Annotated in this window: 14 protein-coding genes; 5 read left to right on the top strand and 9 right to left on the bottom strand. The window is 74.3% G+C overall.

Features of this window, described 5'->3' with window-relative positions:
• The first annotated feature begins 216 nt into the window (after positions 1-216).
• Positions 217-3,354: a beta-N-acetylglucosaminidase domain-containing protein gene (locus ACHZ99_RS21870; RefSeq protein WP_420306368.1), complete on the top strand. Its 3,138-nt coding sequence runs from the start codon at positions 217-219 to the stop codon at positions 3,352-3,354.
• Positions 3,355-4,277: 923 nt separating this feature from the next.
• Here ACHZ99_RS21870 and ACHZ99_RS21865 read toward each other — a convergent pair.
• Both ACHZ99_RS21865 and ACHZ99_RS21860 read right to left on the bottom strand, forming a co-directional pair.
• The gene (locus ACHZ99_RS21865; RefSeq protein WP_420306367.1) at positions 4,278-4,580 is read right to left on the bottom strand and encodes a hypothetical protein; all 303 of its coding nucleotides are present in this window, start codon (positions 4,578-4,580) and stop codon (positions 4,278-4,280) included.
• 2 nt (positions 4,581-4,582) lie between these two features.
• A complete protein-coding gene (locus ACHZ99_RS21860; protein WP_420306365.1) occupies positions 4,583-4,765 on the bottom strand; it encodes a hypothetical protein in 183 nt (60 codons plus the stop codon).
• A 165-nt stretch (positions 4,766-4,930) separates the two neighbouring features.
• On the opposite strand from ACHZ99_RS21860, the gene ACHZ99_RS21855 reads away from it, so the two are divergent.
• Together ACHZ99_RS21855 and ACHZ99_RS21850 are read left to right on the top strand one after the other, a co-directional pair.
• Entirely contained in the window at positions 4,931-5,671 is a 741-nt protein-coding gene (locus tag ACHZ99_RS21855) for an XRE family transcriptional regulator (RefSeq protein WP_420306364.1), read from the top strand.
• Entirely contained in the window at positions 5,671-6,168 is a 498-nt protein-coding gene (locus tag ACHZ99_RS21850) for an NUDIX domain-containing protein (RefSeq protein WP_420306404.1), read from the top strand. The genes ACHZ99_RS21855 and ACHZ99_RS21850 overlap by 1 nt, the downstream gene beginning before the upstream one ends.
• Before the next feature lie 167 nt (positions 6,169-6,335).
• Here the strand turns inward: ACHZ99_RS21850 and ACHZ99_RS21845 are convergent, their stop codons facing one another.
• From ACHZ99_RS21845 to ACHZ99_RS21815, 7 genes are all read right to left on the bottom strand, one after another.
• Positions 6,336-7,373, bottom strand: coding sequence for an N-acetylglucosamine kinase (locus ACHZ99_RS21845; protein WP_420306363.1), 1,038 nt, complete (start codon positions 7,371-7,373; stop codon positions 6,336-6,338).
• Complete coding sequence (locus tag ACHZ99_RS21840; protein ID WP_420306362.1) at positions 7,364-8,629, bottom strand: 6-phospho-beta-glucosidase; 1,266 nt, start codon at positions 8,627-8,629, stop codon at positions 7,364-7,366. The genes ACHZ99_RS21845 and ACHZ99_RS21840 overlap by 10 nt, the downstream gene beginning before the upstream one ends.
• Positions 8,626-9,534: a carbohydrate ABC transporter permease gene (locus ACHZ99_RS21835; protein ID WP_420306361.1), complete on the bottom strand. Its 909-nt coding sequence runs from the start codon at positions 9,532-9,534 to the stop codon at positions 8,626-8,628. The genes ACHZ99_RS21840 and ACHZ99_RS21835 overlap by 4 nt, the downstream gene beginning before the upstream one ends.
• The gene (locus ACHZ99_RS21830; RefSeq protein ID WP_420306360.1) at positions 9,534-10,481 is read right to left on the bottom strand and encodes a carbohydrate ABC transporter permease; all 948 of its coding nucleotides are present in this window, start codon (positions 10,479-10,481) and stop codon (positions 9,534-9,536) included. Before ACHZ99_RS21830 ends, ACHZ99_RS21835 begins: the two co-directional genes overlap by 1 nt.
• Entirely contained in the window at positions 10,481-11,827 is a 1,347-nt protein-coding gene (locus tag ACHZ99_RS21825; protein WP_420306359.1) for an ABC transporter substrate-binding protein, read from the bottom strand. Before ACHZ99_RS21825 ends, ACHZ99_RS21830 begins: the two co-directional genes overlap by 1 nt.
• A gap of 106 nt (positions 11,828-11,933) precedes the next feature.
• Positions 11,934-13,139 carry an ROK family transcriptional regulator gene (locus ACHZ99_RS21820; protein WP_420306358.1) on the bottom strand — a complete coding sequence of 402 codons (1,206 nt, stop codon included), beginning with the start codon at positions 13,137-13,139 and terminating at the stop codon, positions 11,934-11,936.
• Positions 13,140-13,314: 175 nt separating this feature from the next.
• A complete protein-coding gene (locus ACHZ99_RS21815; protein WP_420306357.1) occupies positions 13,315-14,343 on the bottom strand; it encodes a mechanosensitive ion channel family protein in 1,029 nt (342 codons plus the stop codon).
• A 354-nt stretch (positions 14,344-14,697) separates the two neighbouring features.
• On the opposite strand from ACHZ99_RS21815, the gene ACHZ99_RS21810 reads away from it, so the two are divergent.
• Together ACHZ99_RS21810 and ACHZ99_RS21805 are read left to right on the top strand one after the other, a co-directional pair.
• A complete protein-coding gene (locus ACHZ99_RS21810) occupies positions 14,698-15,234 on the top strand; it encodes an HNH endonuclease (protein ID WP_420306356.1) in 537 nt (178 codons plus the stop codon).
• A gap of 316 nt (positions 15,235-15,550) precedes the next feature.
• Complete coding sequence (locus tag ACHZ99_RS21805) at positions 15,551-17,056, top strand: hypothetical protein (protein WP_420306355.1); 1,506 nt, start codon at positions 15,551-15,553, stop codon at positions 17,054-17,056.
• Positions 17,057-17,081: the final 25 nt, after the last annotated feature.

The raw sequence follows: 17,081 nt of genomic DNA, 5'->3' as shown, positions 1-17,081 counted from the left end.
GCAGCCGCGTACGCGACGGAATGCGCAACGGCGGTGCGGAACCGGGGCGGTGGGCTGCCGGAGCCGTTGGCGTTACGGTCGGAGAGCCGGCCGGGACACCGGCGCACGGCACCGGGGCCGGGCGACGGAGACGGGCACCGGACGCGGGCGACGGACGGACGGCAGGCGGACGAGGGGCGGAGGGCGGCGGAGTTGGGCGGAGCTGCCAGGCGGCGGGTGGCCACGGCGACGGCGCTGTCCGCCGCCGTGATCGGCGGGCTGCTCGGCGGCCGGGCACCGGACGCCGCCGCCGAGCCGCGGCAGCCCGACGGCGGCGCCGCCGGATCGGCTGGTTCCGCCGAGGCACCGGCCGCCGAGGCGGCGCTGCGCGACGCGGTGTGGCCGCGCCCGCAGCAGTTGCAGGCCCGCGACGGCGAGGTGCACGCGGGCGAACAGGCCGTGCTCGTCACCCCCGAGGGCGCCGACCCGCGGGCGCTCGCGGAGCTGCGCGAGGTGCTGCGGGCCGTCGGCGTACGGGAGTTCACGCAGATACGCCCCGACGCCGCGCTCCCCGCCACCGGCCTGGTCGTCTACGCCGAGGAGTCGCCGTCCGGCCCCGCCGGCGTCACCGGCCCGCCGCCCCGCCGCTCCGCCGCCGACACCGCGCTGCGCGCCCTGGGCGCCGGCGAGCAGGCCGACCTGCCGGCCGGCGGCTACCGGCTGGCCGCCGGGCAGCACGCCGGCCGCGACGTCGTCGCCCTGTCCGGCACCGACGCCGACGGCCTCTTCCACGGCGTGCAGACACTCCGCGAGGTGGCCCGCGCGGCCCGTACCGAGGGCACGCTGCCCGCCGTGTCCGTACGCGACTGGCCCGGCACCGCCGTCCGCGGCATCGCCGAGAACCACTACGGCCGCCCCTGGACCCACGAACAGCGCCTCGCGCAGCTCGACTTCATGGGCCGGACGAAGCTCAACCGCTACCTCTACTCCCCCGGCGACGACCCGTACCGCCAGACCGGCTGGCGCGAGGCGTACCCGGCCGAGCAGCGCGCCCGCTTCCGCGAGCTGGCCGAGCGGGCCCGCGCGAACCACGTCACGCTCGCCTGGGCGGTCGCGCCCGGCCAGAACTTCTGCTTCTCCTCCGGCCGCGACCGCAAGGACCTGCTGGCCAAGGCGGACGCGATGTGGGCGCTGGGCGTACGGGCGTTCCAGCTGCAGTTCCAGGACGTCAGCTACCGCGAGTGGGCCTGCGACGAGGACGCCGACGAGTACGGCACCGGCCCGGAGGCCGCCGCCCGCGCGCAGGCCGAGACCGCCAACGCGCTCGCCGCCCACCTGTCCCGCCGGCACCCGGGCGCGGCCCCGCTGTCGCTGCTGCCGACCGAGTACTACCAGGACGGCGCCACCGACTACCGCTCCGCGCTCGCCGGCGAGCTGGACGAGCGGGTGGAGGTGGCGTGGTCCGGCGTCGGCGCGGTGCCCGCGGAGATCAGCGGCGTCCAGCTGCGCGAGGCGCAGGCCGCCTTCGGCGGACACCCGCTGGTCACGCAGGACAACTACCCCGTCAACGACTACGCCCGCGACCGCGTCTTCCTCGGCCCGTACGACGGCCGCGACCCGGCCGTCGCCGCCGGCTCCGCGGGCCTGCTGGCCGGCGCGATGGAACAGCCCGCCGCCTCCCGCATCCCGCTCTTCACGGTCGCCGACTACGCCTGGAACCCGCGCGCGTACGACCCGGACACCGCCTGGCGCGCCGCCGTGCGGGACCTCGCCGCGGACGCCCCCGACCCCGCGGCCGCGGGCGCCGCGCTCGCCGCGCTGGCCGGGAACTCCGCGTCGTCGGAGCTGGGCGCGCCGGAGTCGGCGTATCTGCGGCCGCTGATCGCGGACTTCTGGCGGGAGCGGGAGCGCGCGTCGGGTGGCCGGTCCGGGGGTGCGGAGCGGGCCGCGGAGCGGCTGCGGGAGGCGTTCACCGTGATGCGTCGCGCGCCGGAGGAGCTGGCGCCGCTCGCGGGCGGGACGTTCGGCGAGGAGGTGCGGCCGTGGCTGACGCAGTTGTCGCGGTACGGCCGCGCCGGCGAGCAGGCGGTGGACATGGTCACCGCGCAGGCCGACGGGCGCCACGGGCAGGCGTGGCAGGCCCGGCTGGAGCTGCAACGCCTCGCCGGCGAGGCGGGCCGGGGCCGCGGAGTGGTGGGCGCGGGCGTGCTCGACGCCTTCCTCAGCCGGGCGCTGACGGACTCGGACTCCTGGCTGGGCGCGGGCCGCTCCGCGGGCGGCGCGTCCGCCTCCGGCGGTGCGGAGCCGCGGCCCGGTTCGTCGGTGGCGGCGGCGGCCGACGGGCGCGCGGAGACGTCGTACGAGGCCGCCCGCCCGCCGTCGCCCGGCGCGTACGAGGCGCTGGTGGTGGAGTTCGACGGCCGCCGGCCGCTGGAGGCCGTCACGGTGCTGACCCGGCCCGGCACCGGCACCCGCGCGGAGGTGCAGCTCCGGGTACGGGACGGGGACCGCACGGCGTGGCGCCCCCTCGGCGAACTCGACGGCGGCGGCTGGACGGAACTGCCCGCGAAGCGCGCCGAGGCCGACGCCGTCCGCCTGGTCTGGGCCGCCGACACCACGGCGCCGGTGGTGCACGAGGTGGTGCCGTGGTCCGCCGACGAGCCGGGCGCACGGCTCGCGCTCTCCCGCGACGAGGCGGACGTGACCATCGGCGGCGACCCGGTCGTGGTCGATGCCGAACTGTCGGCCCGGCAGCCGGGAGACGCGGACGGCACGGTGACCGCGAAGGCCCCGGAGGGCCTGAGGGCCGAGTCCCCCGGCGAGGTGCGGATCCCCCGCGGGACGACCGCCCGGGCCCCGATCGAGATCCGCGCGACGGACGACGTGGAGCCCGGCACGTACGAGGTCCCAGTACGGCTGGAGGACGGCGACTCCACCCAGATCCGCACGGTCACCGTGCACGCCTACCCCCCGGTGGGCGGCCCCGACCTGGCCCGGGCCGGCCGCGCGACGTCGTCGGCGGACGAGACACCGGACTTCCCCGCGGCGGCGGTGGCCGACGGCGACCCCGAGACCCGGTGGTCGTCGCCGGTCGAGGACGGCGCGTGGGTGCAGGTCCGCCTGGCGGAGCCCGCGCGGGTCGGCGAGGTGACACTGGCCTGGGAAAGCGCGTACGCAAAGCGCTACCGGGTACAGGTCTCCGCGGACGGCCGCCGCTGGCGAACGGCGGCGTCGGTGGACGACGGCGGGGGCGGACGCGAGTCGGTACGGATGGACGAGCGCGGGGTGCGGTACGTGCGGGTGCAGGGAGTGGAGCGGGCGACGGAATTCGGGTATTCGCTGTACGCGCTGGAGATCCGCGCGGTACGCGACTGACGGGTGGCGGGGGGCGGCGTCGGGGCCTGCGACGTCAGGGCCTGCGACGGGGGGCCTGCGTCGGGGGTGCCGGGGGCGTGGGGTGGCCCGGGCGTCGGGGGTGGGGTCCGGTGCCGGGGTGGACGGGCGTGCGTGGCGGACGCGGCGACGGGGGTGTGGAGCATTTGTCCCCCGGGGCCCCACTGCCCGGCGTGTCAGGAGTGCCAGGCGTCGGGCTTGGCCAGCGATCTGTGCGGAGCTGGGCCGCGATCGGCCCTCGTATCGCGTCCGCGCCGCAGGGCGCCCCACTGGCGCCGCCGCCCGGCGGCGCTGCGTCTTCTACGGCTCGCCGCCCCCGGAGGGAACGCGCCGTGAGTCACAACCCGCGATAACTCCAGACCCAAACCAGGGCAAATTACCCACCCAGGCCGGGTTTTGACCGCTCACGCGCGCGCGTGCGCCAGGCACGCACGTGGCGGTGACGAACCCGCGGTAACCTACCCGTCAAACCGGCCCGAATCGCCCACCGAGGCTGAGTTTTGACCACTCACGTGCGTGCGGGCGCTCGGGCGCACGCGGCGGTGACGAACCCGCGGTAACCCACCGTCTAAACCTGGCCAAATCACCCACGGGGGCTAAGTTTCGCCCGCCGACGTGCACCCCGGCGGGCACTGGCCGCGCCGGGCCCCGTGCGGACCCCGGAGGGCGGTGCGGGCGGGCGCCGCGAGGCAGGAAGCGGCCCCGGGCAGCGGCGCGGACGCGATACGAGGGCGCATCGCCGCCAGCTCCGTGCCCATCGCCGACCAGGCCCGGCACCCGCACTCCTGACACGCCGGGCAGTGGGGCCCGGGGGGACAAATGCTCCACACCCCCGACGCCGCGCCACCGTACGCACGGCCACCCACCCCGACACCGCCACCCCGTCAGCCGGTCCCGCACGGGCGTCAGTGACCGGGGTGTCGGCGGATGAGGACGTTGGCGTCGCTGACGGCCGAGTAGTCGCCTGCCGCGCGGGCCGCGGTCCGGTCGTCGGCCAACTGGGCGCACCGGCCGCAGCCGGGGACCGGAGCGGGGTCGGGGTCGGGAAACAAGCCGGGCGGGTGCACAGGGCCGGGCGGATAGCCCCGCCATTCCGGCGCCTCGCCCAGTCCCGCCAGCGCCGGCCGCTGGTTGAACGGCGCGGGCCGGCGCCGTCGCCGGTCCACCGGGGGCAACCGGCGGATCCGGGGTTTCTCGTCGGCGCTCACGGTCACCGCCCGCGGCAGCGGCGGCACCGGCACGGCGGCATGCCGAGGGTGTCGAGCGGTTCGCAGTCGCGGGCGTAGAAGCGCTTCTGACGCCCCCAGGTGCGTCCGCCGTCGCGGGATACGCGCAGGGTTATCAGCGGCCGCTCGGTCGCCGGCGTCGACACGGAGGTACTCGGCTCGGGCATGCGGACGCTCCAGGAGGCGTTGGCCACGCCCTCTGGCCGGCGGTGCGGTCGCGAGGGCCTTGCGACGAGATCATCGCGTTCCGCAACGGACACCACACCGACACGGTGAGACATCTACGGACATCTGCCTGTCCGCACTCGCGGGTTGCTGTCATCCTGTGCGGTATGGGCACGAACGAACGCCTGCGCAGGGCAATGCACCGCGCCAACCTCGACATCGGCGGCCTCGCCGCCGGCGCCGAGGTCTCGACCAAGACCGTTGAACGCTGGATCGCCGGCACCGCCCCGTACCCGCGCACCCGTTACCGGGTGGCTGCGATCCTCCACGAGGAGGAGTCGTATCTGTGGCCCGAGTCCACGAACACCGCGTCACTCGCTGGCGCCGAAGTGGTTGCCACGTATCCGCGGCGCAGCGAGGTCCCGCGGCACCTATGGATGGAGTTGCTGCGGGCCGCGCAGCGTGACGTCGACCTGCTCGCGTTCGCGGGGCTGTTCCTCACGGAGGAGCATCCCGAGTGGCTGGACACGCTGGCTGCGAAGGCAAGCGCCGGCGTGCGGGTGCGCCTCCTCCTCGGCGACCCCGACGGCACGCAGCTCGCCGCGCGGGACGGTGAGTACCGGATCGGGGGCGGTGTCGCCGGGCGGGTGGCCGCGGTGCGGTCCGCGTACGAGCAACGTATGCCGGACTCGGCGGAGCTCCGGCTGCACGACACCCCGCTGTACAACTCGATCTACAGATTCGACGACGACATGATCGTCAACGTGCACGCCTACGGTGTGCTCGCCGCGCACACCCCGGTACTGCATCTGAGGCGCATCGACGGCCGGTACTTCCACACCTACGTCGAATCGTACGAGCGGGTGTGGGCGTCGGCCCGCCCGGCTCCGACCACGGTGGAGGCGTAATCGTGGCCAAGAGGACGAAGCGCGTGGACTACTGGCGGGATCCGCAGGCGCCGAAGCCGACCAGTCGCAAGACGAGTGCGTCGGTGTTCGTGCAGGACGACGACGGCCACGTGCTCCTCCTTCGCCGCGTCGACAACGACTTGTGGACCATCCCCACCGGCGGCGTGAAGAAGGGCGAGACCGTCGGCCACGCCGGTGTACGTGAGTGCCGGGAGGAGACCGGTCTCGACGTCGAGGTGACCGGCCTCGTGGGGGTGTTCTCCACACCCGACCACGTGATCGTCTACCTGCACGATGACCAGGTGGACGAGGTGCGGCAGCCGATCAATATCTGCCTGCGCGCCCGCGTGGTCGGCGGCAGCGTCCAGCCGGAGCCGTCCGAGGCGCAGGAGGTGCGCTGGGTCGCCCCGGGCGCGCTGGACGACTACCCGATCCATCCGGCACTGCGCATGCGCATCGACCACGGCCTGGCCCACACCGATCCGTACGTGAGCTGACGAGCCGCCGCGGCGGGTGGCTTGCCAGGCACGACGGATCCGAAACCGCGCGTTTGCTCGGGGCGTTCCTGCCCGCGTACGCGCAATCTACGTCGCGCCGGCCCGAGCGCCCGCCGCCACCGGCGCCCCGGGGCCGGGGCGGCTCGCGGGGCGCCTCTCGACAGGGCTCAGTCGTAGTGGGCCCGTGTACGGGACTTCGCCGCCTCCGGGGCCTCCGTTCGGTCCAGGCCCAGCAGCGCCGCGCCCAGGACCGGCGGGGCCGTCACCACTCTCGGGACCGCCTTCGGGGCGCGGGCCGTGAGCAGGGTTCGGATCCGGTCGTCCAGCTGCGCGTGGCCCGCGGCCAGGACGCTGCCGCCGAGCACCACCGGCACCTCCTCGTCCAGCAGGCCGAGCCGCTCCAGCGCCACCGCCGCCAGGGCGACCACCTCGTCCGCCTGCCGGTCCACGAGGGACCGTGCCACCGCGTCGCCCGCCGCTGCCACCGCGAAGAGCAGGGGGGCCAGCCGCTGGGTGCGGGCTGCCGGGACGGTGCCGAGGTGGACGCCTTCGATGAGGTCGTACATCGTGGCCAGGCCGAAGTGCGCGGGCAGCGCCGTCGCCAGGGCGGTCGGCTCGCCGCGGCCGTCCTCGGCGCGGGCCGCGTACCAGATCGCCTCCGCCGCCAGGCCCGCGCCGCCGCCCCAGTCGCCGGAGAGCTTGCCGAGGGCGGGGAAGCGGTGGGTGCGGCCGTCGGGGAGGAGGCCGGCGCAGTTGATGCCGGCGCCGCAGACGACGGCGACGCCGCGTGGTTCGGCGCCCGCCGGGAGGCCGGCGCGGAGCAGCGCGAACGTGTCGTTGTGGACGGTGACCGTACGGCCCCACCCGCGCGCCTCCAGCGCCGCGGCCATGGTGCGCTCCTCGACCGGCAGGTCGACGTTGGCCAGGCACGCGGACACGTGCGCGGCGACGGGTCCGGCTTCGGCCGAGGGTCCGGCACCGGACCCGGGGCCGCCCGGCGTACCCGGCCCGCCGCCGGCGTTCCGTACCGCCCCCGCCACCGCCTCCGCCAGCACCTCGACCGCCGCCGTCACCCCCGTCGCCGGCGGCCGGAAGCCGCCGCTGCGTGCCTGGCCCAGCACCGTGCCGTCCGCGGCGACCAGCGCCGCGTCCGTCTTGCTGTTTCCCGCGTCGATCGCCAGCACGGCGGCCGCGGTCACGCCCACGGCAGGTGCTCCCGGTTGTGCCCGATCAGCGCGTCCGTCAGCCGCTCGGCCCGGTCGTACTGGCCGACCAGCGGGTGCGCGAGCAGCGCGCGGAACACGCGTTCGCGGCCGCCGTGGAGGGCGGCGTCCAGCGCCAGCCGCTCGTACGCCGTCGTGTGCGCGACCAGGCCCGCGTAGAGCGGGTCCAGCGCCGGGACCGGCAGCGGGCGGGCGCCGTCGGCGGTGACCTCGGCCTGGACCTCGACGACCGCGTCGTCGGGCAGGAACGGCAGGGTGCCGCGGTTGGCGGTGTTGACGGCCTGGACCGCGCCGGCCGCGTCGCCCAGCAGCGACGCGGCGAGCGCGACGGCGGCCTCGGAGTAGAACGCCCCGCCGCGCTGCGCCAGCAGCTCCGGTTTGGTGTCGAGCGCCGGGTCGGCGTACATCCGCAGCAGCTCGGCCTCGATCTCGGCAACCCGCGCGCCCCGGGAGGGGCCTTCGCGCTGTTCGCGGACGACCTCGTCGTGGGCGTAGAAGTAGCGCAGGTAGTACGAGGGCACCACGCCGAGCCGGGTCAGCAGCTGCGGCGGCAGGTGCAGGTCTCCGGCGATCCGGTCGCCGTGCTCGGCGATCAGCTTCGGCAGCACGTCGGCGCCGCCGGGGCCGCCGAGGCGTACGCCCAGCTCCCAGGTGAGGTGGTTGAGGCCGACGTGTTCCAGATGGAGGTCTTCAGGAGACGTATCCAGCAGCGCGGCGAACTTCCGTTGCAAATGGATCGCCACGTTGCACAGGCCCACCGCGCGGTGGCCCGCCTGGAGCAGCGCGCGCGTGACGATGCCGACGGGGTTGGTGAAGTCGATGATCCAGGCGTCCGGCGCGGCGCGGCGTACCCGTTCCGCGATGTCCAGCACCACCGGCACCGTGCGCAGCGCCTTGGCCAGCCCGCCCGCGCCGGTGGTCTCCTGCCCGACGCAGCCGCACTCCAGCGGCCAGGTCTCGTCCTGCTGCCGCGCCTCCTGCCCGCCGACGCGCAGCTGGACCAGCACGGCGTCGGCGCCCTCGACGCCCTCCTCCAGCCGGCCGGTGGTGACGACGCGCCCGGGGTGGCCCTGCCGGGCGAACATCCGCCGCGCCAGGGCGCCGATCAGCTCCAGCCGTTCGGCGGCGGGGTCGACGAGGACCAGCTCGTCCACGGGGAGGGTGTCGCGCAGTCGCGCGAAGCCGTCGACGAGCTCCGGGGTGTAGGTCGATCCGCCGCCGACCACCACGAGTTTCAACCTTTGACTCCTGTCAGGGTGACGCCCTCGATGAAGGCTTTCTGGGCGAAGAAGAAGACCACGATGACCGGGGCCATGACCAGAACGGTGGCGGCCATGGTGAGGTTCCAGTCGGTCTGGTGGGCGCCCTTGAACGACTCCAGCCCGTAGCTCAGCGTCCACCACCCCGGGTCCTCGGAGGCGTAGATCTGCGGGCCGAAGTAGTCGTTCCAGCAGTAGAAGAAGTGGAACAGGGCGACGGCGGCGATGGCGGGTTTCGCCATCGGCACGACGATGCGCAGCATCGTGCGCAGTTCGCCGCAGCCGTCGATGCGCGCGGCCTCGGTGTATTCGCGCGGGATCGTCAGCAGGAACTGCCGCAGCAGGAAGACGCTGAAGGGGTTGGCGAAGGCGAACGGGATGATCAGCGGCCACAGCGTGCCGGTCAGGTCCATCTGCCGGGACCAGAACAGGTACATGGGCACGATGACGACCTGCGGGGGCAGCATCATCGCGGCGATGACCATCATCATCGCCAGGTTCCGGCCGCGGAAGCGGAACTTGGCCAGCGCGTACGCCACCGGGAGGCTGGAGCCGACGGCGAGCAGGGTGCCCAGGCCCGCGTAGAGCAGCGTGTTGCGCCACCAGGTGAGGAAGCCGGGGGTCTCCCAGACCGTGCCGAAGTTGCCCCACTCCCAGGTGCGCGGCCACAGCGCCCGGGTCAGCGCCTGGTCGTCGCTCATCACCGCGGTGAGGAAGACGAACACGAACGGCAGCACGAAGAACAGCGACGCGGCGATCGCCAGGGCGTGCACCGCGACCCAGTTGAGCAGTTCCCGGCGGCGCGCCCGGGCGTTCGCCCGCCGCGCCGGCGCCTGCCGGGCCGGCGCCGGGCGCTTCCCCCGGGCCAGGTCTGCCGTCGCCATCAGTCGTCCTCCTTGAGGAAGCCGCTGCCGCGGCGCATCAGTACATAGGTGAACGCCATCGCGAGGGCGAAGAGCACGAGGGCGACGACGCACGCCGCGCCCGTGTCGAACCGCTGGAAGCCGAGGTGGTAGACGCTCTGCGGGACGGTGAGGGTCGACTTCTCCGGGTAGCCGGGCTCGAAGTGCTGGCCGGAGCCGCCGATGACGCCGCTGGCGACCTTCGCGGCGACGATGGGCTCGGTGTAGTACTGCATCGTCGCGATCACGCCGGTGACGACGGCGAAGAGCACGACGGGCCGGATGTTCGGCAGCGTGACGTACCGGAACCGCGCCCACGCGCCGGCGCCGTCCAGCTCGGCGGCCTCGTACTGCTCCTTCGGCACGTCCAGCAGCGAGGCCATGAAGATGACCATGAGGTCGCCGACGGTCCACAGCGCGAGGATGGTCAGCGCGGGTTTGGACCACTGCGGGTCGTTGAACCAGGCGGGTTCGCCCAGGCCGATCCGGTCGAGGATGGTGTTGACCGGTCCGGTGCCGGGGTTCATGAGGAAGACGAAGGCCATGGTGGCGGCGACCGGCGGGGCCAGGAACGGCAGGTAGAACAGGGTGCGGAAGAGGCCCGCGCCGGTCTTGACCTTGGTGATGAGCAGGCCGATGCCGAGACCGAAGATCACCCGGAGGGTGACCATCACGGCGACCAGCCACAGGGTGTTGGTCAGGGCGGGCCAGAAGAAGGGGTAGTCGAACAGGACGTAGCGCCAGTTCTTCAGGCCCACCCAGACGGGGTCGGTGAACCCGTCGTACTTCATGAAGGAGAAGTAGACGGTGGCGCCGAGCGGGTAGGCGAAGAAGACGCTGAAGCCGATGAGCCAGGGCGAGAGGAACCCGAAGGTGCGCAGCGCCGCGCGGCGGCGCCGCGCACCCAGGGTGGAGACGGCGGCGGGCATCAGCCGGCCTGCGCGTTGTCCTTGTCGATCTGCTCGTCGGCCTGCTCCAGCAGGGCCTGCAGATCGTCCTCGGCGCCCTTCTCGTACTTCAGCCCGTAGTCCTGGAGGGTGAGCAGGAAGGCGCCGCCGTTCTTCGAGGGCGGCGCGTGGCTGGACTCCGGGTGCTGGGCGATGTCGACGAACGTGCGGTAGACGGGGTCGTCGTTGAGCTTCGGGGACTTCAGCGCCGCCAGCGTGGAGGGCACGTTGTGGATGGCGTTGGCAAAGCTCACGACGGCGTCGGTGTCGGTCGTCAGGTACTTCACGAACTCCCAGGCGGCGTTCTTCTTGTCGCTGGTGGCGGCGATGCCGGTGATGGTGCCGGAGAGGTAGCCCTTGCCGTACGAGTCCACCTGGTCGTCGGGTACGGGGAAGGGCGCCGCGCCCATCTCGAAGTCGACGCCGGCGTCGGCGGCCATCTTGCCGCGCCACTCGCCGTCCATCTGCATGGCGACCTGGCCGGTGTGGAACGGGTGCTTGGCGCCCCACTCGTCGCCGAAGGTGTTCCGGTACCTGCGCAGCTTCTCGAAGCCGCCGAGGGAGTCGACCATGCTCTTCTGCCACTCGAACAGCTCGGTCATCCTGGGGTCTTCGGCGGCGTTGGCGTTGCCCTCCGCGTCGAAGTAGGTGACGCCGAACTGGCCGCCGTAGTGCTCGACGGTGGTCTCGTAGCCCTGGTAGTTGGGCATGAAGCCGAGCTGTTCGTAGCCGTCGCCGTCGGGCTTGGTGAGCTTCTTCGCGACCTTCTCGAACTCGGAGAGGGTCTTCGGCGGGGCGTCGATGCCGGCCTCGGCGAAGGCGTCCTTGTTGTAGTAGAGGCCGTACGCGTCGCCGAGGAGGGGCAGGGCGCAGCGCTTGCCCTCGTACTGGGTGTAGTCGAGCATCGGCGCCGGGAAGGTCTTGTCCGGGTCGATGCCGGACTTCTCCAGGAACGGGGCGAGGTCGGCGAGGACGTTCGAGGAGCAGAAGCGGCCGACGTTGTCGGTGGTGAACGAGGACACGACGTCGGGCGCGTTGTCGCCGCCGGCGCGCAGGCCCTGGTTGAGCTTGTCGTCGTTGACGCCCTTGACGGCCTCCACGGTGATGTTGGGGAACTTCTTCTCGAACGCCTCGATGTTGGCCTCGATCGCCTCGACCTCCGACGGCGCGCTCCAGCCGTGCCAGAACGTGAGCGTGACCTCGGCGTCGGGGTCGTCGTTCGCGGCGCCGGAGTCGTTGCTTCCGGTGCAGGCGGCGGCGAAGAGGGACAGCGCGGCCCCGGCGGCGACCGCGGTGACGGCGCGGGCGCGTGGGCGGGTTGCGGGCATGGTGGACGTACCTCCTGGCGGGAAGACGGAGCCGGGTGGGTGGTGGGCGGTACGGGCGGGACGGGCCGGGCGCACTCCGGCCGGGGGTCGTCGGGGTCGGCGGGGGTCAGCGGACGGTGGTGTCGAAGACCTCGTCGCGGGTGGCGGCGAGCGCGCTCTCCAGCGCGCCGGTGAGGACGGGGTGCCGCTCGACCGCACCGGTCACCAGGCGCGGCCGGGGCGCGGCCAGCTCGGCCAGCTCCGCCTGGACGAGCCCGCGCAGCCGGTCGCCGCCGGCGGCCAGCACGGCGCCGGAGAGCACGATCAGCTGGGGGTCGAGGACGGCGACGACGGAGGCGAGGCCGACGGCGAGGCGCTGGGCGAAGCGGTCGAGGAGTGCGGCGTGGCGGGGGTCGTCCGGGTCGGCCGCGGCGCGGGCGACGAGTTCGGCGGCGACCTCGGCGTAGGGCCCCCGCTCGGGGACGAGGTCCAGCTCGCGGGCGAGCGGGGCGAGCGCCTGGGCGCCGGCGAGCTCCTGGAAGCCGCCGCTGTTGGCGCGGGTGACCTGGCGTACGAGGGTGGCGCCGGGCACCGGCAGGAAGCCGACCTCGCCGGCGCCGCCGGTGCCGCCGCGGTGCAGCCGGCCGCCGATGACGACGGCGGCGCCGAGGCCCTCCTCGTTCCAGAGCAGCACGAAGTCGTCGTGGCCGCGGGCGGCGCCGCGGCGCTGCTCGGCGACGGCGGCGAGGTTCACGTCGTTGTCGTACGCCAGCGGCATGGGCAGGGCGGCGGCCAGCTCCTCCAGCAGCGTCGGGGAGTGCCAGCCGGGCAGGTGGGAGGCGTAGCGCAGGCGGCCGGTGCCGGGGTCGAAGGCGCCGGGGGTGCCGATGACGGCGCGGTGCAGCTCGGCGCGGGTGAGCCCGGCGTCCTTGGCGGCGCCGTCGACGGCGCGGACGACGCGGCGCACGGTCCCCTCCGCCGCGGCGCCGCCGGCGCGTTTGCCGGTGGTCAGCTCGTACGAGCCGACCGTGCGGCCGGTGACGTCGGCGACGGCCGCGCGGATCCGGGCGGCGCTGACGTCGAGCCCGACGACGTGCGCGACGGCGGGGTTGAGTGCGTACAGCTGGGCGTTGGGGCCCGGGCTGCCCTCGCTGGTGCCGGTCGCGATCACCAGCCCGGCCGCCTCCAGCCGGGCGAGCAGCTGCGAGGCGGTCGGTTTGGACAGCCCGGTGAGCTTGCCGAGCCGGGTGCGCGAGAGCGTGCCGTGCTCCAGCAGCAGGTCCAGCGCCGCGCGGTCGTTCATCGCGCGCAGCGTCCCCGGGCCACCGGCCATGGGCGTCACCTCTCACCGATCCGGATCCGTGCCGTACAGCTTGCCGCTACGGGATGGTTAGGAAAGTTTCCTATCGGAGTGCGGCGAAACTAATGCCGCGGACGGAGCACGTCAAGAGGGTGGGCGCGATACGGGTCACGGCCGGGCCGCCGCCGGCCGGCGGCCCGGGGGCGGGCTACTCCCCGCCGCCACCACCGCCACCGCCACCACCGCCGCCGGAGCCCGGCTGCTGCCGCGGCACCGCGGAGTCCGCCGGCCGCGGCGCCATCACGGTGCCCGGCGGCAGGTCCGACATCACGATCCCGGCCGCCAGCAGCGTCTCCCGGATCCGCCAGCGCAGCTCGCGCTCGACCCCGAGGGACTTCCCCGGCGCGGTCCTGACCTGCGCCTGGAGCGTCGCCGTGCCCTGCGCGACGGAGGTCAGGCCCAGCACCTCGACCTCGCCCCACAGCTCCTCGGTCCACGGCTCGGTGCCGCCCAGCTCCTCGCCGGCCGCGACGACCGCGGCGCGCACCCGGTCCAGGTCCTCGCCGGCCGGCACCGGCACGTCGACCGAGGCCGTGGCCCAGCCCTGGCTGAGGTTGCCGATGCGCTTGACCTCGCCGTTGCGCATGTACCAGATCGCTCCGTTGTCGCCGCGCAGCTTGGTCACCCGCAGCCCGACCTCGATCACCTCGCCGGTGATCTCGCCGACGTCGATGGTGTCCCCGACCCCGTACTGGTCCTCGACGAGCATGAAGATCCCGGAGAGGAAGTCCATCACCAGGTTGCGGGCGCCGAAGCCGATGGCGACGCCCGCGACGCCGGCGCTGGCGAGCAGCGGCGCCAGGTCGATCTCCAGCGCGGAGAGGATGGTCAGAGCGGCGGTGCCGAGGATCAGGAAGGAGGCGCCGCTGCGCAGGATCGAGCCGAGCGCCTCGGACCGCTGCCGGCGTCTCTCGTGGTTGACCAGCAGCCCGCCGAGCGCGGTGCCGTCCACGGCGTCGGCGGTGCGCGTCATCCGCGCTATCAGCCTGGTGATCATGCGCTGGACCACGCGGCGCAGCACGTACGCGATGACGAGGACGAGGAGGATGCGCAGGCCCACGCCGAGCCACGACGTCCAGTTGTCCTGGATCCAGCCGGCCGTCTCCTCCGCCTTCTCGCGCGATTCCTCGAACGACGGGGCGGGGCTCGCGGCAGCCGGAAGGCGGGTGGCGGGCACGGGCGTGGAACCTTCCGTTCACAGGCGGACGCTCCCCCTGCGTCCCGCGGCGTGGGGTACCCCCCGACCCTACCCGGCGCTCCGGCCTGCCCCTTCCCCGTCCCGGCGGCGCCCGGCCCGGGGGGCGCGCGGGGCAGTGCGCCGCCCCGTGTCCCGGTCCGGTCACGCCCCCGGTGGCCAGGCGTAGGGCGGGGCCGGCGGGGGGATCACCTTCTCGGGGGCGGCCGTGGAACCTTGCCGGGCGGTTGGCCCGTTTACCTGATCGTGGCTGGCGCGCAGGCGGGGGTGCAGGACACACTGTTGACCAGATCGTCCCGGCGCAAGCCACGCGCCGCCGGCGTACAAGGAGGCCCCGTGCCGCACGTCCTCGTCCTCAACGCTTCATACGAGCCGCTCGGCGTCGTGCCACTGCGCCGCGCACTCATCCTGGTGCTGAACGGCAAGGCCGTGAGCCTGGAGAATTCCGGAGCATTCCTGCACAGCGCCACAAGGGTGATAGCGGCGCCAAGCGTGGTGCGGCTGCAGAGGTTCGTACGGGTCCCCGTCCGGGGGCCCGTTCCGCTCACCCGCCGGGCGCTCTTCGCCCGCGACGGCGGGCGCTGCGCGTACTGCGGCGCGGTGGCCACCAGCGTCGACCACGTCATCCCGCGCAGCCGCGGCGGCCAGCACCGCTGGGACAACGTCGTGGCGGCCTGCCGCCGCTGCAACCACGTGAAGGCCGACCGGCCGATCCACGAGCTGGGCTGGCGGTTGCGCCATCAGCCGGCCCCGCCGTCCGGACTGGCGTGGCGGATCATCGGCACGGGGCATAGGGACCCGCGCTGGTTGCCCTACCTGCAGCCATACGGCGCGGACGAGGCCCTGGCCCGGATCGACGGCATCTCTGCCTAGACCCGGGCCTTTGTTATGCCCGGCGCACCCCCGGCGCCGCCCCCGAGCCGCCCCGGGCGGCGCCCGCGCCCCGTCCCTCCCCCGGGGGCGCGCAAGCCGGTCGGAACCGGAACCGAACGGGTGCGCCGCGCGTGAAGAAGGGCAGGATGGGGGCCGGACGCCCGCTCGGCAGCGCGCTACGGTACCGATCCGAACAAGATCCCGGGAATCGCGGTGTGACGGTCGGCACGGGCCGCCATACTTGCCGACGGTGCCCGGGACGGACTGGACCCGCCCACGCACCGGGCGAACAGCCAGCGACCCAGGGGGAGGTCACGTGACGTACCCGCCGCCGGCCGGCAGCGCCGCGCCGCCGGAGCACCAGAGCGCGCCCGCGTTTCCCGCGCAGGTCGCGCCGGACGGCCCGCCGCGGCCGGCAGCGGGCTCCCCCGCGGGCGGCTCCGCCGCACCGCCGCCGCCCGCCGTGCCGCCGGCCCGGCGCTCCGCGTTCGCCGAGGGCTTCGACCGGCTGCGCGCCGCCGCGACCACCGAGCCGGGGCGGCTGCGGATCATCGGCGCCGTACTGGCGGCGCTGGTCGTGCTCTTCGGCGCGCTCACCGCCTGGCAGGTGTCCGCCCGGTCGGCGGCGGCCGACGACGTCGTCCACCGCAGCCAGCCGCTGAGCGCGGACGCCGCCGAGATCTACCGCTCCCTCGCCGACGCCAACACCACCGCGGCCACCGGCTTCCTGGAGGGCGGGCAGGAGCCGCGCAAGGTGCGCGAGCGGTACGACGCGGACATCGAGCGGGCGTCGGAGCTGCTGGTGCGGGCCGCGGCCAACTCCGAGGGCGCCGGGGACGCGCAGGAGGAGATCGAGCAGCTGAACAAGGCGCTTCCGGTCTACACCTCGCTCGTCGAGACCGCCCGCGCGAACAACCGCCAGGGCCTCCCGCTGGGCGGCGCGTACCTGCGCTACGCGGACGAGCAGATGCGCGACAAGCTGCTGCCCGCCGCCCGTGACCTGTACCGCGCGGAGACCGCCCAGCTGGAGCAGGACTACGCCGACGCCCGGGGCTGGCCGTGGGCGGCGCTGGTCAGCGGACTGCTCGCGGTCGGGGTGCTCGGCTGGGCGCAGCACCGCCACTTCCGCCGGACGAACCGGGTGTTCAACCACGGCATGCTGGCGGCCACCGCCGCCACCGCGGCCGTGCTGCTCTGGCTGGCCGTCGGGCACTCCCTGGCCCGCTCCGGCCTCGGCGACTCCGACCGGCACGGTGCCCAGTCGCTCCACGCCCTCAACGAGGCGCGGATCAACACCCTCAAGGCGCGGGCCGACGAGAACCTGACGTACGTCAACCGGGGCTCCGTCACCAACGACGAGGGCGTCGACACGTACGAGGCCAGCTACCTCACGAGCATGAAGGAGCTGGCCGGCAAGAACGCCGGCGCCGAGGCGGCGCCGGCGGGCAGCATGCTCGGCCGCGCCATGGAGCTGGCCGACGACGACGAGGGCGAGAAGCCCGTCGTCGAGGCCATGGCGAACGTACGCGAGTGGCGGCAGATACACGACGAGGCGCAGGACAAGAACGTCGCGGGCGACTACGAGGCCGCGAAGGACATGGTCATCGGCGGCGGCGGGGAGGAGTCGACCAGCGAGTTCTTCGACCAGGTCGACGACAGCCTCGTCGCGGCCCTGAAGCACGAGCAGCGGGAGTTCACCCGGGCGGCCGAGGACGGCCGCGGGGCGCTCTCCGGCCTGTGGATCGGCGCCGCGGTGCTCGGCGTGCTGGGCGCCGCCGGCGCGGTGTTCGGCATCGGGCGCAGGCTCTCGGAGTACCGGTGACGGCGGAGGGGGAGGCAGCTGTGCG

This window comes from Streptomyces sp. MAR4 CNX-425 (assembly GCF_048656465.1).
In the GTDB taxonomy this organism is placed as follows: Bacteria; Actinomycetota; Actinomycetes; order Streptomycetales; family Streptomycetaceae; genus Streptomyces.
The sequence above is the reverse complement of the archived record's forward strand: the minus strand, read 5'-3'. Positions and strand labels throughout refer to the sequence as shown.